The sequence below is a fragment of the Sinorhizobium fredii genome (genome assembly GCF_002944405.1).
Lineage (GTDB): Bacteria > Pseudomonadota > Alphaproteobacteria > Rhizobiales > Rhizobiaceae > Sinorhizobium > Sinorhizobium fredii_C.
In genome coordinates this window covers 130,981-152,701 of the sequence record NZ_CP024307.1, presented here as the reverse complement: position 1 = coordinate 152,701, position 21,721 = coordinate 130,981, and the positions used below count along the sequence as shown (strand labels likewise).

The following is a 21,721-nucleotide window of genomic DNA, read 5'->3' as shown; positions in this document are numbered from 1 at the left end:
TTGGCGAGTCCTTGCATCGGTCCGCCGCTCAGCTTCGCCAGCGCCGTCCCTCCATTGCAACACCGAAGTCTCTTGACGCGCGTGCGAAGGCGGCAAGCCCGGAAAGCGCCGCCATCGGATGGACGACCGCAAAGGTCGGTATTGTTTGCATCAGCGCCGAATGCGGTGCCTTATTCTCGAAGGCGGCGCGGAATTCCGGCTTCATCAGCGCCGGCAAGATCTTCTGCGAAATGCCGCCGGCGAGATAGACGCCGCCGCGCGCCATGAAGACCAGCGCCATGTCGCCGGCGACGCGGCCGAGATAGGTGCAGAACAGCGACACCGTCTCGACCGCCGCCGGATCCTGCCCGGAAAGCGCGCTGGTCGTCACTTCCGCCTGATCCTTGAGCGACGGCTCCAGGCCATCGGCCGCGCAGACGGCGCGGTAGAGATTCATGATGCCGCGTCCGCAAAGGATCTGCTCCCCCGCCATGCGGCCTCCGATCGGCTCGAGGAACGGCCATATGCGGAAATCGCGCTCGCTGCGCGGACCGATATCCACATGCCCGCCTTCGCCCGGTACGGGGATCCAGGTGTCCTGGGCGAAAACGAGACCGGCGACGCCGAGGCCAGTGCCGGGGCCGAGCACCGCGCGGGAACTCCGCGGCCGGGCGCTGCCGCCGCCGATCTGCACGACATCCTCTTCGGCCGGAGCGGCGATCGCGAGCGCCTGCGCCTCGAAGTCGTTGATGACCAGCACGTCCTGCAGCCCGAGCTTCGCCAGCATGTCCTTCGGCCGGATCACCCAGCCGGCATTGGTCAGCGGGATCTCGTCGCTCTTGATCGGCCCCGCCACGGCAAGGATCGCCGAACGGGGTCTTTCGGAGACATGATCGAGAATGCTCTTCTTGAGCGCCTCCTCAATCGTCTCGAAGTCTCCCGTCTTGATCGGCGGCAGCTGCAGCGGCTCGGCGAACGGGTCGGCGAGCAGTGCGAAGCGGGCGTTCGTGCCACCGATATCACCGATCAAGATCGGAAAGGAGAAGCTCTGGTCATTCGCAGTCAGCATGGCAGATTCGTCCCGGCTCGCGCGTACAATTTCCGAAGATGTATCAGTTGCGCCTGATTCCGAAGATGTATCAGTTGCGCCTGAAGTCGATCAACTGCTCGGCGGTCGCCCGGTTGAGCGCCATCGGAATGTCGTAGACGATGGCTAGACGCATCAGCGCTTTGACGTCGACGTCGTGCGGCATGGCGGTCAGCGGGTCGACGAAGAAGATCAGGCAGTCGATGTCGCCGGTCGCGATCAAGGCACCGATCTGCTGGTCGCCGCCGAGCGGCCCGCTTTTCAGCCGCGTCACGTCGAGGCCGGGGCAGGCGTCGAGAACGCGGCCGCCGGTCGTGCCGGTGGCGACGATCTTCCAACTAGAAAGCGTGGCCTCGTGCGCCTTGGCGAATGCGGCGAGATCATCCTTCTTCTGATCGTGGGCGATCAGGGCGAGACATCTGCGATCGGCCATGCGGCGTCCTCGGCAAGCTCACGGGGCCAGAGTGGAGAGCACGGCGCAATCCCACTTCGATCCCGATTTAAATCGATTTGAACGGCTATACAGGAGTGCCGTGAAATTGCAAAGACACTGCTGCATGTTTCCTTATTGCAGCGCCGGACGCGGCAGCGGCACGGGGATCTCGGCAAACGGCGTCTCGGCCGCGGCCCCAATGACGGCTTCGATGCTCGTCGCGGCGGCGGGAATGGCGGCCGGAGCATGGTAGGCCGTTCCGAAGGTCGCCTGCTGCTCGGAGGCTGGAGCCGGGCCGTTCAGCACCAGCGCGCAGGCCTTCGGCAGGTCGGCAAGCGTCGCAAACCTCGGCTTCGGCGGCTTCTCGCCGGGTTTTTTCTTCGGCTTCGCCCAGGGTGCCTCGGTAAACCACCAGGCGAGCGACTTGTCGCAGCCGTCGCCGGCGGGCACTGCGGCCTGGTCCTTGCAGCCTTGCGAGCCGGCCGGGCATTTGATGCGGATATGGAAATGGTAGTCGTGGCCGTAGATCGGTCGCACCTTGCCGAGTGCTGCGCGATCGCCGCGCCAGGTGTCGCAGAGTTTCTTCTTGATCGCCGGATTGACGAAGACGCGCTCGACTTCGGGGTAGCTCGCCGCCAGCATGATCAGCCGCGCATGGGACGGCGTCCAGACGGAGCGGTCGATCGTCAGGAACTTGCTCTTGTCGAGCATCGAGGTCGCGGAAATCGATTCGCGCTCCTCATAGCTGAGCGTCTTCTGCGGCATCGGCGTCAGCCAGATGTCGGCGTCGAGGCCGATCTGGTGCGAGGCATGGCCGGACAGCATCGGGCCGCCGCGCGGCTGCGAGATGTCGCCGAGCAGCAGCCCTGGCCAGCCGATTTTTTCGGCCGCGTCGTTGGAGAAGCGCTCGATCAGAGCGATCATCTCGGGGTGCCCCCAGCGCCGGTTGCGCGACAGGCGCATGGCCTGCCATGTGGGGCCGTCGGTCGGAATGGCGATGCCGCCGGCAAGGCAGCCCTTGGAATAGAAGCCGTAGGACGTCGGCGCCGCCGCGGTCGGCAAGGCCCTGGCACCGAAGAGCTCCTTGGCAGGCGTGCCGTCGGCGGAGGCGGCATCGGTCGCGAGAAGACCCGTGCTCGTCATCAGCGCCAGCAGTGCGGAGCCGCAGCGTCGAAGCGCGGCACGCGTGTCAAATCCCATTCCATTCCCCCATCGGCAGCGACGCGCAACAGGCGGGCTCGATCCCGCCGATACTATCCTGATTCGCCGCGGTTGCATCAGCCTTGCGACTCACCCGGATGTGACTGAAAAATTTCGCCTGATTTTGGGCAAGTCCTGTCAATTGCCCAGATTTGGCCTATTCTCTCAAAAAAGAAGATTGAAATATAAGAGGTACCGGCTAGATGCCAAACTCCCGCAGGACCTTGAAACTTGGCCTTCCTGCCACGCTTTTCACAGCAGCGCTTCTTCTCCTCTCTCCTGCGTCGCGGGCCGAAGAACAGCCCGTCTGGCGCCATGGCACGTCGTCGATCGATGAGCCCAAGTACAAGGCAGGCTTCCCGCACTTCGACTATGTCAATCCGGATGCACCAAAGGGCGGAGAGCTGCGTCTCTCGGAAAACGGCACGTTCGACACGTTCAATCCCATCCTCGCCAAGGGCGAAGCGGCGACCGGCGTAGCATCCCACGTCTTTGAAACGCTCCTGAAATCCGCCGAGGATGAGATCACCACATCCTACGGATTGCTAGCCGAGGGAGTCTCCTATCCCGACGATATTTCCTCAGCCACATTTCGTCTGCGCGCGGAGGCCAAGTGGGCCGATGGAAAGCCAGTGACGCCGGAGGATGTCGTCTTTTCCTTCGACATGGTGAAGGAGCACAATCCACTTTTGACCAACTATTACCGCCACGTGGTTTCAGCGGAAAAAACGGGCGAGCGCGATATTACCTTCCGCTTCGACGAGAAGAACAACAAGGAACTGCCGAACATTCTCGGCCAGTTCCCGATCGTGCCGAAGCACTGGTGGGAAGGGCAGGACGCCAAGGGCAACAAGCGCGACATCAGCCGCACAACGCTGGAACCGGTCATGGGCTCCGGACCCTACAAGATCGCTTCGTTCCAGCCGGGCGGCTCGATCCGTTTCGAATTGCGGGACGACTATTGGGCCAAGACCCTCAACGTCAATGTCGGTCAGTACAATTTCGGCGCGATCACCTATGCCTACTTCAGCGACAGGAACGTGCAGTTCGAAGCCTTTCGCGCGGGCAACATCGATTTCTACCAGGACAACAGCGCAAGCCATTGGGCGACGGCCTATGACTTTCCGGCCATGAAAGACGGGCGCGTGATCCGCGCGGAGATAGAGAACCCCCTGCGCGCGACCGGAATTATGCAGGCCTTCGTGCCGAACATGCGCCGCGAAAAATTCAGGGATCAGCGGGTGCGCGAGGCGCTGAATTACGCCTTCGACTTCGAGGATCTGAACCGCAGCCTCGCCCATAACGCCTTCCAGCGCGTCGACAGCTATTTCTGGGGCACCGAGCTTGCCTCCTCCAACCTTCCCGAAGGCCGCGAGAAGGAAATCCTTGAGGAACTGAAGGACAAGGTTCCTGCCGCCGTCTTTACCACGCCCTATAAGAACCCCGTAAATGGCGACCCGCAGAAGGTGCGCGAGAACTTGCGCAAGGCTCTCGAACTGTTCAAGGACGCAGGTTACACGCTCAAGGGCAACCGATTGGTGAACGCCAAGACCGGCGAGCCCTTCAGCTTCGAACTCCTTCTGTCCAATCCGTCTTTTGAGCGCACGGTCACGCCGTTCGTCAACAGCGTGAAGAAGATCGGCATCGATGCTCGCATACGGACCGTCGACGACTCGCAATACACCAATCGCATCAGAAGCTTCGACTACGACATGATCTATGGCATCTGGGCGCAAACATTGGTGCCCGGCAACGAACAGATCGACTACTGGGGCTCGGCCTCGGTCGACCAGCCGGGATCACGGAACTATGCCGGCATTGCCGATCCGGCCATCGACGAACTCATACGGAAAATCATCTTCGCTCCGAACCGCGAGGAACTGGTTGCAACGACACGGGCACTCGACCGCGTTCTTCTTGCCCATCACTACGTCGTGCCGCTGTTCTACTCGAAGTCGGTGCGCGTTGCCTATTGGAACCATCTCGCCCGTCCCAAGGAGCTTCCGTACTACGGGACAGGCTTCCCGGATGCCTGGTGGTCGAAAAACGCCGCTGCCAAATGAAGTCCTTGCACTTCGATGGCGTCTCGATTCCAAATGCAAAAAACGAATCATTGAAACAAGCCCACAGGCACGATCCGGACTTGACAGCCGCAAGGAGACGCAAGGGTTGAGACACCATAGACGGCATGCCGATGCTTCGCGGGTGCGGGCCTCCGCCCATACGTCGATCCAGAGGTTCGCCTGATGGGTGCCTATATCCTGCGCCGGCTGCTCCTGATGATCCCGACGATCATCGGCATCATGGCGATCTCCTTTGCCGTCGTGCAGTTCGCGCCGGGCGGCCCGGTGGAGCAGGTGATTTCGGACCTCACCAATGCAGCCGGCTCCGATCGGCTTTCCGGCAGCGGCGGCGATCTCCTGCAGGGAGGCGGCGACGAGGGCGGGCGCTATCGCGGCGCGCAGGGGCTCGATCCGGAATTCATCGCCAAGCTCGAGAAGCAGTTCGGCTTCGACAAGCCGCCGCTCGAGCGCTTTCTCGGCATGATGTGGAACTATGCCCGCTTCGATTTCGGCGAGAGCTTCTTCCGCAACACCTCGGTCGTCGACCTCATCATCGAGAAAATGCCGGTGTCGATCTCGCTCGGCGTCTGGATCCTGATCTTCTCCTACGCCATCTCGATTCCCCTCGGCATCCGGAAGGCGGTCTCCGACGGTTCGACCTTCGACGTCTGGACCTCCGGCATAATCGTCATCGGTTACGCGGTGCCGAGCTTCCTCTTCGCCATCCTGCTGATCGTGATTTTCGCCGGCGGCTCCTTCTTCGACTGGTTCCCCCTGCGCGGCCTCGTCTCGGACAATTTCCACGAGCTTCCCTGGTACCAGAAGATCCTCGATTACTTCTGGCACATGACGCTGCCGCTGATCACGCTGCTGCTTTCGGCCTTCGCGACGACGACGCTGCTGACGAAAAATTCCTTCATCGACGAGATCAAGAAGCAATATGTGACGACGGCACGCGCCAAGGGGCTCAGCGAGCGCAAGGTGCTCTACGGCCACGTTTTCCGCAATGCGATGCTGATCATCATCGCGGGCTTCCCTGGCGCCTTCATCTCCGCCTTCTTCACCGGCTCGCTGTTGATCGAATACATCTTCTCCCTCGATGGGCTCGGCCGCCTCGGCTACGACGCCGTCGTCAAGCGCGACTATCCGATCGTCTTCGCCACCCTCTACATCTTCTCGCTGATGGGTCTCATCGTCAGCCTCATCTCCGACCTGATCTACACCTGGGTCGACCCACGCATCGACTTCGAGCGGAGGGACGTCTGATGAGCACCGTCGCGACCTATTCACAAGCGCCGGAAAAGGGCTGGCTGACGCCGATCGGCCGGCGCCGCTGGCAGAATTTCAAGGCAAACCGGCGCGGCTACTGGTCGCTCTGGATCTTTCTCGTGCTTTTCGGCCTCAGCCTCTGCGCCGAGTTCATCGCCAACGACAAGCCGATCGTTGCTTCCTACAAGGGCGAGATCCTGTTTCCGGTGCTGGTGGATTACCCGGAAGAGAAATTCGGCGGCTTCCTGGCCGAGACCGACTTCCGCTCCGATTTCATCCGCGACGAGATCGAGGCGAATGGCTGGATGATCTGGCCGCCGATCCGCTATTCCTATCAGACCGTCAACTCCAATATTCCGCATTCGGCGCCGACTGCGCCCTTCTGGCTGATGAGCGAGGAGGAGCGCTGCTCGGCCTATCCGCAAGGGTCGGCGGATCGCGGCTGCATACTCGGCAATTTGAACTGGCTGGGTACGGACGATCAGGCGCGCGACGTCATGGCGCGCATGATCTACGGTTTCCGCATCTCGGTGCTGTTCGGCCTGGCGCTCACTCTCGCCTCGGCGGTGATCGGCGTTTCGGCCGGGGCAGTGCAGGGCTATTTCGGCGGCTGGACGGACCTTTTATTGCAGCGCTTCATCGAAATCTGGTCGTCGATGCCGGTGCTCTACATCCTGCTGATCATCGCCGCCATCCTGCCGCCGGGCTTCTTCATCCTGCTCGGCATCATGCTGCTCTTTTCCTGGGTCGGCTTTGTCGGCGTGGTGCGGGCCGAATTCCTGCGCGCCCGCAATTTCGAATACGTCAATGCGGCCCGCGCGCTCGGCGTCGGCAACGGCACGATCATGTACCGGCACCTCTTGCCGAACGCGATGGTGGCGACGCTGACCTTCCTGCCCTTCATCCTGTCGGGCTCGATCACAACGCTCACCTCGCTCGACTTCCTGGGTTTCGGCATGCCGCCCGGCTCGCCCTCGCTCGGCGAGATGATCGCCCAGGGGAAATCGAACCTGCAGGCACCCTGGCTCGGGCTTACCGCCTTCTGCGCCATGTCGGTCATGCTGTCGCTCTTGATCTTCGTCGGCGAGGCAACGCGCGACGCCTTCGACCCGAGGAAGACATTCCGGTGAGCGCCACGACGATGACAGACACCCTCCTCTCCGTGCGCGATCTCTCCGTCGCCTTCCACCAGGGCGGCAACACCTCCATCGCCGTCGACCACATCTCCTTCAACATCAAGCGCGGCGAGACGGTGGCGCTTGTCGGCGAATCCGGCTCGGGCAAGTCGGTCTCGGCGAATTCGATCCTGAAGCTCCTGCCCTACCCGGCTGCGAGCCATCCGAGCGGCGAAATCCTCTTCAACGGCAAGGATCTCCTGAAGGCGAGCGATGCCGAATTGCGCCATGTGCGCGGCAACGACATCACCATGATCTTCCAGGAGCCGATGACGTCGCTCAATCCGCTGCACACGATCGAGCAGCAGATCGGCGAAATCCTCGAATTGCACCAGGACGTGAAGGGGCCCGCGGCGCGAGCGAAAACGCTGGAGCTCCTCGATCAGGTCGGCATCCGCGAGGCAGAAAAGCGGCTCGGCGCCTATCCGCACCAGCTTTCCGGGGGCCAGCGCCAGCGCGTGATGATCGCCATGGCGCTCGCCAACCGGCCGGAACTCCTGATCGCCGACGAGCCGACCACCGCGCTCGACGTCACCGTCCAGGCGCAGATCCTCGAACTCCTGAAGTCGCTCAAGGACCAGCACGGCATGTCCATGCTGTTCATCACCCATGACCTCGGCATCGTCCGCAAGATCGCAGACCGGGTCTGCGTGATGACCAAGGGCAAGATCGTCGAGACCGGCCCGACCGCCGAGATCTTCGCCAATCCGCAGCATGCCTATACACGGCATCTGCTCGCCTCCGAGCCGAAGGGCGAGCCGCCGCCTTCCGACCCATCGAAGCCGATCGTCGTCGAAGGCAAGGACGTGAAGGTCTGGTTCCCGATCAAGGCCGGCTTCCTGCGCCGTGTCGTCGATCATGTGAAGGCGGTGGACGGCATCGATCTGACGCTGCGTGCCGGCCAGACGCTCGGCGTCGTCGGCGAATCCGGTTCGGGCAAGACGACGCTCGGCCTGGCGCTGACGCGGCTGATCTCGTCGAAGGGACGGATCGCCTTCGTCGGCCAGGACATCGACGCCTATAGTTTCCGCGAGATGCGGCCGCTCCGGAACCGCATGCAGGTGGTCTTCCAAGATCCTTACGGCTCCCTCAGCCCGCGCATGTCGGTCGCCGACATCATCGGCGAGGGGCTGAAGATTCATGAGAGGGCGCTCTCCGACGACGAGCGCGATGCACGCGTTGCCGCAGCGCTGCAGGAGGTCGGGCTCGACCCGGCCACCCGCTGGCGCTACCCGCATGAATTCTCCGGCGGCCAGCGGCAGCGCATCGCGATTGCACGGGCAATGGTCCTCAAGCCGCAATTCGTCATGCTCGACGAGCCGACCTCGGCCCTCGACATGAGCGTCCAGGCGCAAGTGGTCGACCTCCTGCGCGATCTGCAGCGCAAGCACAATCTCGCCTATCTGTTCATCAGCCACGACCTGAAGGTGGTGCGGGCGCTCGCCAACGAGGTGATCGTCATGCGGCTCGGCAAGGTGGTCGAACAGGGACCGGCCGAACGGATCTTCGAGGCGCCCGTCGAAGACTATACCAAGGCGCTGATGGCCGCCGCCTTCAATCTCGAGGCCGTCAACCTTTCCGCCATCCGTCAGTAGAGCGTCCGAATGCCTGCCAAGAGCCCCATCATCGTCGACCTGAAATTCATTCCGGAGGAAGTGGGCGCCGCCCTTAAGGGCGCCTTTTCCGGACGCGAGGTGATCAACCTCGCGGATCCGTCCCATCGCGGCCGGGACCTCTCGGCGATCGATTATGCGGTGGTCTGGAAGTCGGCGCCCGACCTCTTCTCTCGCGCACCGGACCTGAAGGTCGTCTTTTCCGGCGGCGCCGGTGTCGATCACGTTCTGACGCTGCCGGGCCTGCCCGATGTGCCGCTGGTGCGCTTCGTCGACCGGACGCTGACGACCCGGATGAGCGAATGGGTGGTGATGCAATGCCTCCTGCATCTGCGCCAACATCGCGCCTATGAGGCGCTGGCCAGCAATCGCGAGTGGCGGGACCTAAGCCAACCGGAAGCCGCCGACGTTACCGTCGGCATCATGGGAATGGGCGTGCTCGGCCAGGACGCCGCCCGCAAGCTCGCGGTGATGGGCTTCGAGGTCATCGGCTGGTCGCGAACCAAGCGAACCGTCGAGGGCATCGACACCTATGATGCCGCCGGCCTCGACTCCTTCCTCGGCCGGACGGATTTTTTGGTCGGGCTGCTGCCGCTGACGCCGGATACGAGGGGCATTTTCAACGCAGCCCTCTTCAGGAAGCTCAGCCGCAAGGGACCTTTCGGCGCACCGGTTTTCATCAATGCCGGCCGCGGCGGCAGCCAGGTCGAAGCCGACATCCTCGAATGCCTCGATTCAGGCGTTCTGGGTGGAGCCTCGCTCGACGTCTTCGAAAGAGAGCCGCTGACGCCCGAAAGCCGCTTCTGGGACATGCCGAACGTCTATGTGACGCCGCACGTCGCCGCCTCCTCCGACGTCAAAGCACTCTTTGCCCATGTCGAAGAGCAGATCACCCGCTTCGAAAGCGGCCTGCCGCTGGAGCATGTGGTGGATAAGGTAGCCGGCTATTGAAGCTGAGAATGACGGGCATGCGGGCCGGACGGTGCAGCTTGGGCCGGCGCGCAAGGCGTCACTCCCCTACAGGAGCGCATCTATGCAAACAGTTCAAGGTCGTCGATACCCTGTCGGCTCTCCGTAGAGCCAGCCGATGCGGCGGATCGCATCGTCGAGCCCCTCGCGCGCCACCGTCATCGTATGGCCGTTGGCATGCACAAGGGTCTCCTCGTCCTCCATGATGGCCACATGGCCCTTCCAGAAGACGAGATCGCCCCGGGCGAGCTCGTCGCGGCCGATCGGCTGACCGAGAGCGAGCTGCATGTCGGTGTCGCGCGGCGCCTCCCGCCCCGTCATTTGCATCGCCAATTGCACGAGGCCGGAGCAATCGATGCCGAAGCCGGAGCGGCCGCCCCAGAGATAGGGGGTTTCCATGAAACGGGTGGCGATCGCGACATAGTCGTCGCCGATCGGCGCATCGGCCGGCGTGCAATGGTTGGCAACCACCGCCAGACCACCGTCGAGCAGGACATAGCGGGTGCCGCGTGTCTCCGCTTCGCCGACGACATTGATCCGGCTTCCCATGGAAAGTGCAAAGGCCAGCGGAAAGCGCAGGTCCGCGCCGCGATAGGCAAATGTTCGCGGCACGGTGACGATATGGGTTGCCGCCGCACCAACCTGCCCCACCGTGTCCTGCGGCACGTAGCCGACATAGCCGTCGCGTTCCGACTTGACCCAGGCCCATCCGTCGGCTGCGTCGAGCACGCGAACCGTTTCGCCATAGAGCACTTCCGTGTCGGTGCCGCAGGCAAGATCCGGCCTCGCCCTCAGCGGCACCACGGGCACGGACACGACAGCCGGCGTCCCTTCGACGAAGCGCTTCGCTTCAACGAGGCCGCGCAGGCGCTCCTCCGCGAGGTCCTCGCGATAGGCATTGAGACGGCGATCGAGCACTTCGGGCATGGCTGAACTCACAATTTGCGGCCCTGATTGATGATCAGATCGCCGAATTTTTCAAGATAGAGCGCGCCCTCGACGGTCCGCTTGATGACCACATTACGCCTGTCGCGCTCGTCGCGCACCCGATCGACGAGGCCGAGCGCCCCCATCGTATCGAGAGCGCGGGTGATCACCGGTTTCGTCACGCCGAGCTTGGCAGCAAGACCGCGCACCGTGTGCGGCGGCGGCACGAGATAGATTTCGAGCAGGATCGCCATCTGGCGGAGCGTCAGATCGCGGCTGTCGACCCGGACCTGCTCGATCGAGACGGCATGCCAAAGCCCCAGCGCTTGCGAGGGTGTCAGTTCGACCGGCAAGGCAAACTCCTGCGTAAGTCACGTTCCCGCACCATAGCCAGAGGATCGTTACGCAAGCGTTTCTTTATCGCCGGGCCGCAGGGGCAAGCCGCGCACCCCCTTCGGCGTCGCGGGAAAGAGGCGCCGCACATCCCTTCTCCCCATCAAAATGGCGAGAAGGTCGCGGTAGCGGGATGAGGCGCAGGCGACGACAGCAAGGCTACCCCGCCAACCGCCCGATATGGTGATAAAGCGCCCGGATCGCCTGCGCCTCGCCGCCGACGGGCGAATGCGGCCGCTCGGATTGCGCCCAGGCGTAAATATCGAAATGCACCCAGCTCTTCGCATTGGTGACGAAGCGCTTGAGGAACAGCGCCGCTGTGATCGAGCCGGCCATGCCGCCCGAGGGAGCGTTGGTGAGGTCCGCGATGCGGGCCGAGACGTCCTTGTCGTAGCCCATGTAGAGCGGCATACGCCAGAGCGGGTCGTCCACAGTCAGGCTCGCCTCGAAAAGGTCGCGGGCGAGATCCTCGTCGTCGGTAAAGAAGGGCGGCAGGTCTGGGCCGAGCGCCACGCGTGCCGCCCCGGTAAGCGTCGCCATGTCGACCATCAGGTCGGTCTTCTCCTGGTCGGCATAGGCGAGCGCGTCGGCAAGAATCAGCCGGCCCTCGGCGTCGGTGTTGTCGATCTGCACCGTCAGGCCCTTGCGGCTCCGGTAGATGTCGCCGGGGCGGAAGGCGTTGGAGGAAATGGAATTCTCGACGGCCGGTACGATGACGCGGAGCTCGACCTTCAGCTTCGCGTCCATGATCATCAGCGCCAGGCCCAGGACGTTTGCGGCGCCGCCCATGTCCTTCTTCATCAAATGCATCGAGGCGGCCGTCTTGATGTCGAGGCCGCCGGTGTCGAAGCACACGCCCTTGCCGACGAGCGTCACCTTCCGGTGCCCTTTCTTGCCCCAGCGCAGCTCCAGGAGCCGTGGCGCCTCGGCGCTGGCCCGGCCCACCGTATGCACCAGCGGGAAGTTCTGGGTCAGCAGGGCCTCCCCGGAGATCACCGAGACATCCGCCTTATAGTGCGCGGCAAGCGCTCGGAAAACCGATTCCAGCGCTTCCGGCCCCATGTCGTTGGTCGGCGTGTTGATCAGGTCGCGCGCCAGGAAGACGCCGGCGAGCTGCCGTTTGATATCGGCCGCGTCCGCGTCGGCCGGGATCATCAGCGTCGGCGCCTCGGGCCTGGGGGACTTATAGCGCTCGAAACGATAGGAGCCGAGACCGTAGCCGAGCGCCAGGCGATTGGCGGTCAGCGGCGCCGTTTCGATGTGCCATTTGCCGGGCGGCAGGCTGCGCGCGAGCTTGCCGGTCAGGAAGGGGGCCTCCGACGGCCTTGAGCCGAGGCCGAACAGTGCACCGCCGAGATGACCATCGGCAGAAGGAATGAGGAGGACGGCACCCGACTCCGCCTTGAACCCGGCCTTCCTCGCCCAATCGAGAGCGATCGGGTCGATGCTCCCCGTATCGATATGCGCCGGCGTCACCGCAAAGATGGGCAGCGTCTTGCCGGCACTGGTGTTGAAGGGCGACGGCCGCTCGATGAACTGGAAGGGAGCCATGAATGTCCTCGACTGACGGATAGGGATGGCGCAATTAACGCTCTGTTAGGGTTAACAGATTATTGCTGGAGTGAAAGTTGCGCCGTTGATGTTCGGAGTTCCGGTGCCAATCGCATTCTGGGGCACCACTCGATGACGACGAAAAACATCCTCTCCTCCTTCATGCAACGCCTGTCAGCCGGAGCCGCGGTTGCGCTGATGGCGCTGGCGCTCGGCGGCTGCGCCGGGCAAGAGGGCAGGAAGGAGCTGACGACCGGCTCGATCCCGAAGCTCTCGAAACCGGTGCAATCGATGAACGCCACCGAGCTCGCGGCAGCCGCGGAAAGTATCGGCCAAGCCTATGAGCGCGATCCCAAGAACCGCGAGGCGGGCTTGAACTACGCCAATCTGCTGCGGATGACGGGCCGCAACGAACAGGCGCTCGCGGTGATGCAGCAGGTGGCGATCAACCATCCGACGGACCGCGAGGTCCTCGGCGCCTATGGCAAGACCCAGGCCGCCGCCGGGCAGCTCGAACAAGCGCTCGCGACCATCGGCCGGGCGCAGACGCCGGATCGCCCCGACTGGAAGCTGAAATCGGCGGAAGGCGCCGTGCTCGACCAACTCGGCCGTGCCTCCGAGGCGCGCCTGCGCTACCGCGAGGCGCTGGATCTTCAGCCGAACGAGCCCACCATCCTGTCCAATCTCGGAATGTCCTATCTTCTCACCAAGGACCTCAAGACCGCCGAGACCTACCTCCGCTCCGCCGCAGATCAGCCCGGCGCCGGCAGCAGCGTCCGCCAGAACCTCGCCCTTGCCGTCGGTCTGCAGGGCCGTTTCCAGGAGGCCGAAACCATTGCCCGGCAGGAGCTGACGCCCGAGCAGGCGGAGGCCAACGTCGCCTATCTGCGCTCGATGCTGTCGCAGAAGGGCGCCTGGACCGAGCTCGCCAAAGCGGACGAGGGGAATACGAACTAGACCGGCGGTGCCGTAAATCCGACGGCGATTTTCTGATCGCGGTCCAGCATCTTCACGCCAAATCGGTTGCAGCGAAATCGTCTCCCTCGCAGGACCGATTCAGAAGCGCAACGGTTCTCTCGGGGGGCGATCGCTACTTCGGGAATGCGTCCGGCCTAAAACTTGTCCGCCACCTGAATTCCGGCAGGGCCGAGGATCACGGCGACGAGGACCGGCAGGAAGAAGAGGATCATGGGCACCGTCAGTTTCGGCGGCAGCGCGGCCGCCTTCTTTTCCGCCGCGGTCATGCGCTGGTCGCGGCTTTCCTGCGCCAGCACGCGCAGCGCCTGAGCGATCGGCGTGCCGTAGCGGTCGGCCTGGATCAGCGCCTGCATCACCGCCTTGACCTCCTCGAGGCCTGCGCGCAGGCCGAGATTTTCAAGCGCGATGCGCCGATCGGGCAGGAAGGAGAGTTCTGCCGTCGTCAGCACCAGTTCCTCGGCAAGCGCTGGAGACTGGGCGGCGATCTCGTCGGCGACGCGCCGCATGGCGAGTTCCATCGACACGCCCGATTCGACGCAGATCAGCAGGAGATCGAGCGCATCCGGCCAGGCGCGGCGGATCGAGTGCTGGCGCTTCGAGATCGCATTGGCGATGAAGATATTCGGCGCGTAGAACCCGAGATAGGCGAAGCCGAGCGTGAAACATGTCCTCAGCATGAACGGCTTCTCGGCAAAGTTGCCCAGCACGAAAATATATACGATGGCAACCGCCAGAAACAGGAACGGCAGGCAGAAGCGGGCGAAAAGGAAGGTGTTCAGCGCGTTCTGGGTACGGTAGCCGGCGGTCTTCAGGCGGTTGACGGTGTTTTCGTCCACCAGCGCCCGCCGGAGATTGAGCCGCTCGACGATCTGGCGGACCGAGCTATTGTGCTGCGCCCGGAGGCTTGCCTTGCCGGCGGCCGCTTCGGCGTTCAGCCGGGCGCGCTCGCGGGCGCGGATCTGCTCGCGCTCGGTGGCGACGGACTTCATCCGCTTGGCAAGGTCGCCCCGCTCAAAAAACGGCACGGCGAGCGAGTAGAACGTCGCAAGCACCGCCATCGACACGAGAACCGCGATGAGGATGTTCGGATCGGTGAGTGTCCTTATCCAGCCGTCCATCGCAGCCTCAGATGTCGAAATTGATCATATTGCGCATCACCCAGATGCCGATGCTCATCCAGACGGCCGAAACGCCCATGATGAGATGGCCGCGCGGATCGGTGAAAAGCACCATCATGTAATCCGGCGACGTCAGATAGACGAGCGTTGCCACGATGAAGGGGAGTGCGCCGATGATGCAGGCCGAGGCCTTGGCTTCCATCGACAGGGCCCCCACCTTCGCCTTCATCTTCTTGCGCTCGCGCAGCACCTTGGAGAGGTTGCCGAGCGCCTCGGACAGGTTGCCGCCGGCCTGCGCCTGGATGGCGATGACAATCGCGAAGAAGTTGACCTCGGGCAGCGGAATGCTCTGGATCATGCGGGCGCAGGCTTCCGGCACGTTGAGACCGACCTGCTGGGATTCGACGACGCGGCGGAACTCCGTCTTCACCGGCTCCTGGCCGTCGCTGGCAATCAGCCGCAAGGCGTCGTTCAGCGGCAGGCCGGACTTGATCGAGCGGACCATCACGTCGAGGGCGTTCGGAAACTCGTCGAGGAATTTCTTGCAGCGCCGCTTGATCATCGCCCCGATCAGCCAGCGCGGCAGACCCGCGGCCGTGATCAGAGCGACGCCGACGGCAATCCACAGGCCGGCTCCGGCGATGAGGACGACAACCAGGGCGAACAGGCCGAAGGCCGCGCTGAAGAAGTAGAACTGCGTCGGGGAGATCGACAGGTTGGCCTGCACCAGCCGCTTCTTCATCGACGGGGCGGCGTTGGCCGATTTCTCCTGCTGCTTCTTTTCGAGCTCCTTCAACGAATCCTGCAGGGATTTGCGCCGCTTCGACATCTCGTTGACGCGGTCGCGTGCCGCCTTGATCTTGGCGCGGTCGGTCTCGGCGGCACCGACGCGGCGAAGGCGCCCCTCCGCCTTCTTGTCGTTCTCGATGCGGGAATAGAGCACACCGTAGGCGAGCGCCGCCGCGGCAATCGCGACGAGGCCGGCCAGTGCCAGAACGGTGATGTCTATGCCGAACATCGAGTTATCGGTTCCTTCGCTCCAGCGCCGCCCTAGTTCTTTTCCATCGCATCGAGCGTGGCGGCGAGCCGCTTGTCCTCGTTGAAGTAGCGGGCACGATCCCAGAAATGCGGCCGGCCGATGCCGGTCGACACATGGCGGCCGATGATCCGGCCGTTGGCGTCCTCGCCGTCGATCTCGTAGCGCATCAGATCCTGGGTGACGATGACGTCGCCTTCCATGCCGGTCACCTCGGTGATGTGGGTGATGCGGCGCGACCCGTCGCGCAGGCGCGAGGCCTGGATGATGACGTCGACCGAGCCGGCGATGATTTCGCGAACGGTCTTGGCCGGCAGCGTATAGCCGCCCATTGCGATCATCGACTCCATGCGGCTTAGGCACTCGCGCGGCGTATTGGCGTGGATCGTGCCCATCGAGCCGTCATGGCCGGTGTTCATCGCCTGAAGCAGGTCGAACACCTCCGGGCCGCGCACCTCGCCAACGATGATGCGTTCGGGGCGCATGCGCAGGCAGTTCTTGATCAGGTCGCGCATGGTGATCTGGCCCTCGCCCTCGATGTTCGGCGGGCGGGTTTCTAGGCGAACCACATGCGGCTGCTGCAGTTGCAGTTCGGCGGAATCTTCGCAGGTGATGATCCGCTCGTCGGCGTCGATGTAACGCGTCAGGCAGTTCAAGAGCGTCGTCTTGCCGGAGCCGGTGCCGCCGGAAATGACGATGTTACAGCGGACGCGACCGATGATCTGCAGGAGCGTGGCACCCGCCGGCGTGATCGAGCCGAAGCGCACGAGCTGCTCCAGCGTCAGCTTGTCCTTCTTGAACTTGCGGATCGTCAGCGCCGTCCCGTCGATCGCCAGCGGCGGCGCGATGACGTTGACGCGCGAGCCGTCCGGCAGGCGCGCGTCGCAGATCGGGCTCGATTCGTCGACGCGGCGGCCCACCTGGCTGACGATCCGCTGGCAGATCGACAGGAGCTGGGCATTGTCGCGGAAGCGGACGTCCGACTCCTCGACCTTGCCGCCGACTTCGATGAAGGTCTGGCCGGCGCCGTTGACCATGATGTCGGCGATGTCGTCGCGGGCCAAAAGCGGCTCGAGCGGCCCGTAGCCGAGCACATCGTTGCAGATGTCGTCTAGCAGTTCCTCCTGCTCGGCGATCGACATCGCGAAATTCTTGATGGTGATGATGTCGTTGACGATGTCGCGGATTTCCTCGCGCGCGCTCTCGGTATCGAGCTTGGCGAGCTGCGACAGGTCGATCGTGTCGATCAGCGCTGAGAAGACCTGCGATTTCGTATCGTAATAGTCCTCGGCCCGCTGTGTGCGGCGGCGCGCCGGAGCGGCCGGCTGCACGCGGGGCACCGAAGCCGCCGGCTCGGCGAGAACCGGTGCGACAGGACGCTCCATCACCGCCGGCGGCGCCGACGGCATGGCCGGCGGCGCCACGGGCGATTGCGCGCCGGTCTTGCCAAATCCCTCATTTCCGCGTTTGCCAAACATCACTTCATTCCACTTGCTGCATCGGTCCTTCCGCCGCCGGGTGCCTATCGCCTGCCGAGCTTTGCCAGAACCTTGCCGAGGCCGCCCTTGCGCGCCTTCTTGATCGCCGTGCGTCCGGTCAGAAGATGGGCGAGCTGCGAGAAGGTCTCGGCGGCGGGGGACTTTCTGTCGATTTCCGCAATCATCCGGCCGCTATTGGCGGCATTTCCGAAGAGCACCGCATCGAAGGGGATGATGGCGGCGGCCTCGAGCTCCAGCGACTCGCAGAATTCGTTGGGGGCGATTTCCGGCCGCTTCGGCATGCCGACCTGGTTGAGGACGAGATGCGGCGCCCGGTCGTTCGGCCGAAGCTTCTTCAGCGCGTCGAGGAGATTCTTCGTGTTTCTGAGGCTTGCGAGGTCCGGGACGGCGGTGATCACCACCTCATCGGCCTCGCCGAGCACCGAGCGGGTCCAGTCCGACCAGCCATGCGGAACGTCGAGCACCGAAACGGGGGCGCTGCGCTGCAGAATCTCGAGGATCGGCTGGAAGGCGCCCGCCTCAAAATCATAGGCGCGGTCGAGCATCGAGGGGGCGGCCAGCAGCGACAGGTGCTCGGAACATTTGGTCAAGAGCCGATCGAGAAAAACCTCGTCCAGCCGGTCCGGCGCCGAGACGGCCTCGGCAATTCCCTGCGGCGGGTCCTGGTCGAAATCGATGTTCGCCGTGCCATAGGGCAGGTCGAGATCGGCAAGAATGGTTTCCGTCGAAAACAGGTTGGAAATGCCCCAGGCGCAATTGTGAGCGATCACCGACGAACCGCTGCCGCCCTTGGCGCCGATGAAGGCGAGGCTTCGCCCGAGCGGCTCGGCTTCCGGATCGACGAAGATCGCCGCGACCGCGGCCAGCAGATCCGCCATTGCCACCGGCGCGACCATATATTCGGAGATGCCGTTGCGGATCAGTTCGCGATACAGAGCAATGTCATTGTGACGGCCGATGATGACGACCTTGGTGCTCGGGTCGCAGACTTCGGCAAGCGGCGCCAGCTCCGTAAGGAGAGATCGCGGTTCCGTGTCGGTCTCGAGGATGATGAGATTGGGCGTCGACACACTCGCAAACATGTTTGCGGCGGCGGCGATGCTGCCCCCGGTGATGCGAAGGCTCACCTTCGCCATGCGGCGATCCTGTCCGCAGCGCTCCATGAGGCGCTGCATGGCCTCGCTTTCGCAGAAGGCATGGATGGAAATGCGCGGCAAAGGCCGGAGCTGATCGAGGTCGCCGGGGCGCGAGACGTCCGCCGCAAGCTCGGCGCAGCCGGTGTCGATGTTGTATTCAATCGCGCTCATCTTGGTTCCTCAAAACCCGCATCATTCCGCCGTCGCTCAGTCAGCCGCCGCATCACGCCAGGCGTCGATCACTTCGCCGCGCTGGGCGGCGTCGACCGGCGACATCTGGCGCGGACCGATCAGGTCTGTCGGGCTGGCTATCTGGGCGGCGAGGTTGGACTGCGAGGCGCAGCCGAAATTGTAATAGTTTCGGTTCTCCATCGTCAGCGTGAGGTCCTCCGGCCACTCGCCGCAGGGTGCGGTCTGCGCGGTGATCGCGACATAGCTCAAGCGGATGGGGGCGGCGTCGCCCGGCGCAAGCGCTTCGTAGCTGGTTTCGATCATCCTCTTCGGCGGCACGCCGCTTGCCGCCAGCACGCGCCGGATGTCCTTGCGGACGATCTGCGCGGCATGGCTGTTGGCGGAACCGCGCGGCAGCATGATCTGGATGACGCCGCTCGATGCGTTGCGATATTCGGTGGCAAAGCCGCGGATGACGTCGCGCGTGCCCGCCGTCAGCCGCCGGTCACCGGAGGCGACGGGAATATCGATCACCCGCTCTCCTTCGGCAATAACGATCGGATGACGGGTGCGGTAATCGTCCGGAATCGAGCCGGTCGCCAGCCTGTCCTTGCTGCCGCAGCCGGCAAGCAGGCCGGTAAGGATCGCCAATGCGGCGATCCGGGCGGAGATGCGGGTCGACATCGATGCGGGTCTTTCAAGTCTTTTGAGAGCAGTGTTTCGGTTGTGCATGACCCGACCTATTTGTAGATGAAGCCGACATTGCCGTGATAGCGACCGACTGGGGGTGCCGCCTCGGGACGTCCGTAGAGGCGGTTGACGCGCCCCACGAAGAAGCTTTCGAGATCGTTGGCGGGATTGAAATTGTCGTCTGGCCGCGACAGCGCGCTGCGGGCGACCGGGCGCACCAGATAGGGCGTCGCGATGATCACCAGTTCCGTCTCGTTGCGTTGAAAATCCTTGCTGCGGAAGAGCGTGCCGAGAATCGGGATTTTGGACGCACCGGGCAGGCCCGACATCGCCTGGCGGATATTGTCCTGCACAAGGCCGGCGATGACGATCGAGCCGCCGGAGGGGAGTTCGACGCTGGTGGAGGCCTCGCGCCTGCGAATGCCGAGGAATGTACTGCCGGGAATATCTCTGAAACTGTTTCCCGTTACAACCGACCCCTCATAGGTCGGCTCCGAAACTTCTGTTTCGATTGCTAGACTGATGCGACCGGCACCAAGAACGACAGGCTTAAAGTTCAGGCGAATGCCATACTCGGCATCCTCGACTTCCCGTTCGACGACCGGCACGGGCTGTCCGGTAGCCGGATCCTCTTCCGTCGTGATCTCCTGGGGGCCGGCAAGGCGGAATTCGCCGCCAACATAGAACTTGGCCTCCTGACCGGAAATCGCCGTCAAGCTCGGTTCCGCAAGCGTGCGCATGACGCCGGCCTGCTCCATCGCGTTGATATAGCTCTGGACCAGCGTGCCACCGACATTGTTCTGTATGATCGAGTTCACGCCGACGCCGATCGCGTTGCCTAGATTGGCTGGGTTGCGGAAGCTTAATCCACTTTCGCCGTCGGAGACGCGGCCGTTGAAGCCGAGCTGCTTCAGCACCTGGCGACTGACTTCGGCGACAGTGACCTTCAAGGTCACCTGATCCTCGCCCTCGACCGTCAGGAGATTGACGATCTGCGAGGTCTGACGTTCCTCTGCAAAAATATCGGCGTCGCCGTTGGTGCCCTGGGCGGTGATGTTGCGAGTCGTCGCTTCGCCGCCTTGCAGGAAGGCGCGGGCAAGATCGACGGCCTTGGTCGAGTCGAGCGGCGTGCGGACGGTACCGGTCAGGACGACGTTATCGGAAACGATCTCGACATGAATATCGGCGTCGGGGATGAAACGGCGCAGGTTGGCTTCGAGGCCGGCGACATCACGCTCGACAGCAACATCGAGGCTGACGATCTCCTCGCCATTCGGTCCGAAGACGAAGATATTGGTCTGACCGACCGTTTTGCCGAACAAATAGATGCGGCGCGACGTACGTGTGACCGCATCGGCGAGCGCCGGGTCGGCAACGAGAATATCGTGGGCGTCGGTCGGGAGATCGACAACCACGGCCTTGTTGAGACCGAGATTGACCTTTTTCTTCACGCCCGGGCCGCTCTCGACGATGCGGACCACCGACGAGGCGGCCGCCTCCGCGGTCGGAACCGCCGGCAGCATCATGCCGGAAAATGCCAGCGAGAATGAAAGACCGGCTGCGAGACAGGTCCGAAATGTGTTTCCGCTCCGCTTCACGTTGCGCCCCGTCCGATCTTACTGCTGGTTCTGCGTGGTGGTGGTTTCATCGCTCTTGACGATGGAGCCGGATTTGATGACCTGAATGCTCGGCTGGCCGTCGCCGCTCAAGAGATAGTCGGCCGCCCCGGTATCGGCTTCCTGCGCATCCGCGACGCTGCGCAGCGCCAGGGAGATGCGCTCGGCCATCTGCTGCGCGACCGTCATCACTTTCGACTGGTCTGGCGTGAGCTCAAGCGTCGCCGTCGTACCGATGACGGATTTCGAGCCGTCATCCTTCTCTTCGACCTGCTGGTCGATCGCCAGCACCCGGACATTGCTGAGCACGGTTTCGGTCAGATAGACGTCGCCGTCGGACTTGCGCACCATAATCACGTCGACGCGGTCATTGGGCAGGATGAACCCGCCGGCGCCGGTTGCAACGGTGATTTCCGTGGCGACGGCCCGCTTTCCGGCCGGCAGCAGCGACGACATGATGCGGTTGGATGGGTCGGCGATCTTTTCCTGGCGGACGGGCTCGCCGTCGAAGAGCGGCAGGCGGACGACCGCACCGGAAAGATCGTCGATTGCAGCCGGGCGGTTTTCCTCAGTGATCATCCCGTCGGCGACGCCGTCCTTCGGCCAGGCCATCCAGTGGATCGAATCGCCGCCGAGCCGCGAGCCCACCGGCAGGCTCTTGCTGGCGACGAGCACATTGATGCTCGGCGCCTGCTCGACGAGCGGCTCGGCCGCCCGCTGCGCCGGAGCACGGGTGACCTTCATCGCCAATAGCCCGGCCATTGCCGCGGACCCCACGGCCACCGCCAGGATGATGATGCGCACCGGTTTCATGATCG

Annotated in this window: 19 protein-coding genes; 6 read left to right on the top strand and 13 right to left on the bottom strand. The window is 63.6% G+C overall.

Going from position 1 to position 21,721, the window contains the following annotated elements; genetic code table 11:
- Positions 1-28: 28 nt before the first annotated feature.
- The 3 genes from NXT3_RS00700 to mepA all read right to left on the bottom strand — a co-directional run bounded on the left by NXT3_RS00700 (position 29) and on the right by mepA (position 2,699).
- Positions 29-1,048: a glucokinase gene (locus tag NXT3_RS00700; protein ID WP_037422644.1), complete on the bottom strand. Its 1,020-nt coding sequence runs from the start codon at positions 1,046-1,048 to the stop codon at positions 29-31.
- A 70-nt stretch (positions 1,049-1,118) separates the two neighbouring features.
- A complete protein-coding gene (locus NXT3_RS00695) occupies positions 1,119-1,499 on the bottom strand; it encodes a methylglyoxal synthase (RefSeq protein WP_104838642.1) in 381 nt (126 codons plus the stop codon).
- A gap of 132 nt (positions 1,500-1,631) precedes the next feature.
- Entirely contained in the window at positions 1,632-2,699 is a 1,068-nt protein-coding gene (mepA, locus tag NXT3_RS00690) for a penicillin-insensitive murein endopeptidase (RefSeq protein ID WP_097525410.1), read from the bottom strand.
- Positions 2,700-2,902: 203 nt separating this feature from the next.
- On the opposite strand from mepA, the gene NXT3_RS00685 reads away from it, so the two are divergent.
- The 5 genes from NXT3_RS00685 to NXT3_RS00665 all read left to right on the top strand — a co-directional run bounded on the left by NXT3_RS00685 (position 2,903) and on the right by NXT3_RS00665 (position 9,770).
- Entirely contained in the window at positions 2,903-4,762 is a 1,860-nt protein-coding gene (locus NXT3_RS00685; protein WP_104838641.1) for an extracellular solute-binding protein, read from the top strand.
- Between the two features lie 183 nt (positions 4,763-4,945).
- A complete protein-coding gene (locus NXT3_RS00680; RefSeq protein ID WP_104838640.1) occupies positions 4,946-6,028 on the top strand; it encodes a microcin C ABC transporter permease YejB in 1,083 nt (360 codons plus the stop codon).
- A complete protein-coding gene (locus NXT3_RS00675) occupies positions 6,028-7,161 on the top strand; it encodes an ABC transporter permease (protein WP_104838639.1) in 1,134 nt (377 codons plus the stop codon). Before NXT3_RS00680 ends, NXT3_RS00675 begins: the two co-directional genes overlap by 1 nt.
- Positions 7,162-7,172: 11 nt before the next feature.
- The gene (locus NXT3_RS00670) at positions 7,173-8,801 is read left to right on the top strand and encodes an ABC transporter ATP-binding protein (protein ID WP_104839905.1); all 1,629 of its coding nucleotides are present in this window, start codon (positions 7,173-7,175) and stop codon (positions 8,799-8,801) included.
- A gap of 9 nt (positions 8,802-8,810) precedes the next feature.
- Positions 8,811-9,770, top strand: coding sequence for a 2-hydroxyacid dehydrogenase (locus NXT3_RS00665; protein ID WP_104838638.1), 960 nt, complete (start codon positions 8,811-8,813; stop codon positions 9,768-9,770).
- 93 nt (positions 9,771-9,863) lie between these two features.
- Here the strand turns inward: NXT3_RS00665 and NXT3_RS00660 are convergent, their stop codons facing one another.
- From NXT3_RS00660 to NXT3_RS00650, 3 genes are all read right to left on the bottom strand, one after another.
- The gene (locus tag NXT3_RS00660) at positions 9,864-10,715 is read right to left on the bottom strand and encodes a C40 family peptidase (protein ID WP_097527791.1); all 852 of its coding nucleotides are present in this window, start codon (positions 10,713-10,715) and stop codon (positions 9,864-9,866) included.
- Positions 10,716-10,723: 8 nt separating this feature from the next.
- Positions 10,724-11,068: a MarR family transcriptional regulator gene (locus NXT3_RS00655; RefSeq protein WP_097527790.1), complete on the bottom strand. Its 345-nt coding sequence runs from the start codon at positions 11,066-11,068 to the stop codon at positions 10,724-10,726.
- A 199-nt stretch (positions 11,069-11,267) separates the two neighbouring features.
- Positions 11,268-12,659, bottom strand: a complete 1,392-nt coding sequence (locus tag NXT3_RS00650) for a leucyl aminopeptidase family protein (RefSeq protein WP_104838637.1) — start codon at positions 12,657-12,659, stop codon at positions 11,268-11,270.
- 132 nt (positions 12,660-12,791) lie between these two features.
- Between NXT3_RS00650 and NXT3_RS00645 the strand changes: the two genes are divergently transcribed.
- Positions 12,792-13,616 (top strand): tetratricopeptide repeat protein, encoded by an 825-nt coding sequence (locus NXT3_RS00645; protein ID WP_037422673.1) that lies wholly within the window; start codon positions 12,792-12,794, stop codon positions 13,614-13,616.
- A gap of 155 nt (positions 13,617-13,771) precedes the next feature.
- Here NXT3_RS00645 and NXT3_RS00640 read toward each other — a convergent pair whose 3' ends face one another.
- The 7 genes from NXT3_RS00640 to cpaB form a co-directional block, all read right to left on the bottom strand.
- Complete coding sequence (locus NXT3_RS00640; RefSeq protein WP_097527788.1) at positions 13,772-14,755, bottom strand: type II secretion system F family protein; 984 nt, start codon at positions 14,753-14,755, stop codon at positions 13,772-13,774.
- A 7-nt stretch (positions 14,756-14,762) separates the two neighbouring features.
- On the bottom strand, positions 14,763-15,773 hold the full coding sequence (locus tag NXT3_RS00635; RefSeq protein ID WP_104838636.1) for a type II secretion system F family protein: 1,011 nt from the start codon (positions 15,771-15,773) through the stop codon (positions 14,763-14,765).
- 32 nt (positions 15,774-15,805) lie between these two features.
- Complete coding sequence (locus tag NXT3_RS00630; protein WP_199773313.1) at positions 15,806-17,269, bottom strand: TadA family conjugal transfer-associated ATPase; 1,464 nt, start codon at positions 17,267-17,269, stop codon at positions 15,806-15,808.
- A 44-nt stretch (positions 17,270-17,313) separates the two neighbouring features.
- A complete protein-coding gene (locus NXT3_RS00625; protein WP_104838635.1) occupies positions 17,314-18,597 on the bottom strand; it encodes a CpaE/TadZ family protein in 1,284 nt (427 codons plus the stop codon).
- Positions 18,598-18,633: 36 nt separating this feature from the next.
- A complete protein-coding gene (locus NXT3_RS00620) occupies positions 18,634-19,281 on the bottom strand; it encodes a CpaD family pilus assembly protein (protein ID WP_199773312.1) in 648 nt (215 codons plus the stop codon).
- 56 nt (positions 19,282-19,337) lie between these two features.
- Positions 19,338-20,810 carry a type II and III secretion system protein family protein gene (locus NXT3_RS00615; RefSeq protein ID WP_234828106.1) on the bottom strand — a complete coding sequence of 491 codons (1,473 nt, stop codon included), beginning with the start codon at positions 20,808-20,810 and terminating at the stop codon, positions 19,338-19,340.
- A gap of 93 nt (positions 20,811-20,903) precedes the next feature.
- A complete protein-coding gene (gene cpaB, locus NXT3_RS00610; protein ID WP_104838633.1) occupies positions 20,904-21,716 on the bottom strand; it encodes a Flp pilus assembly protein CpaB in 813 nt (270 codons plus the stop codon).
- Positions 21,717-21,721: the final 5 nt, after the last annotated feature.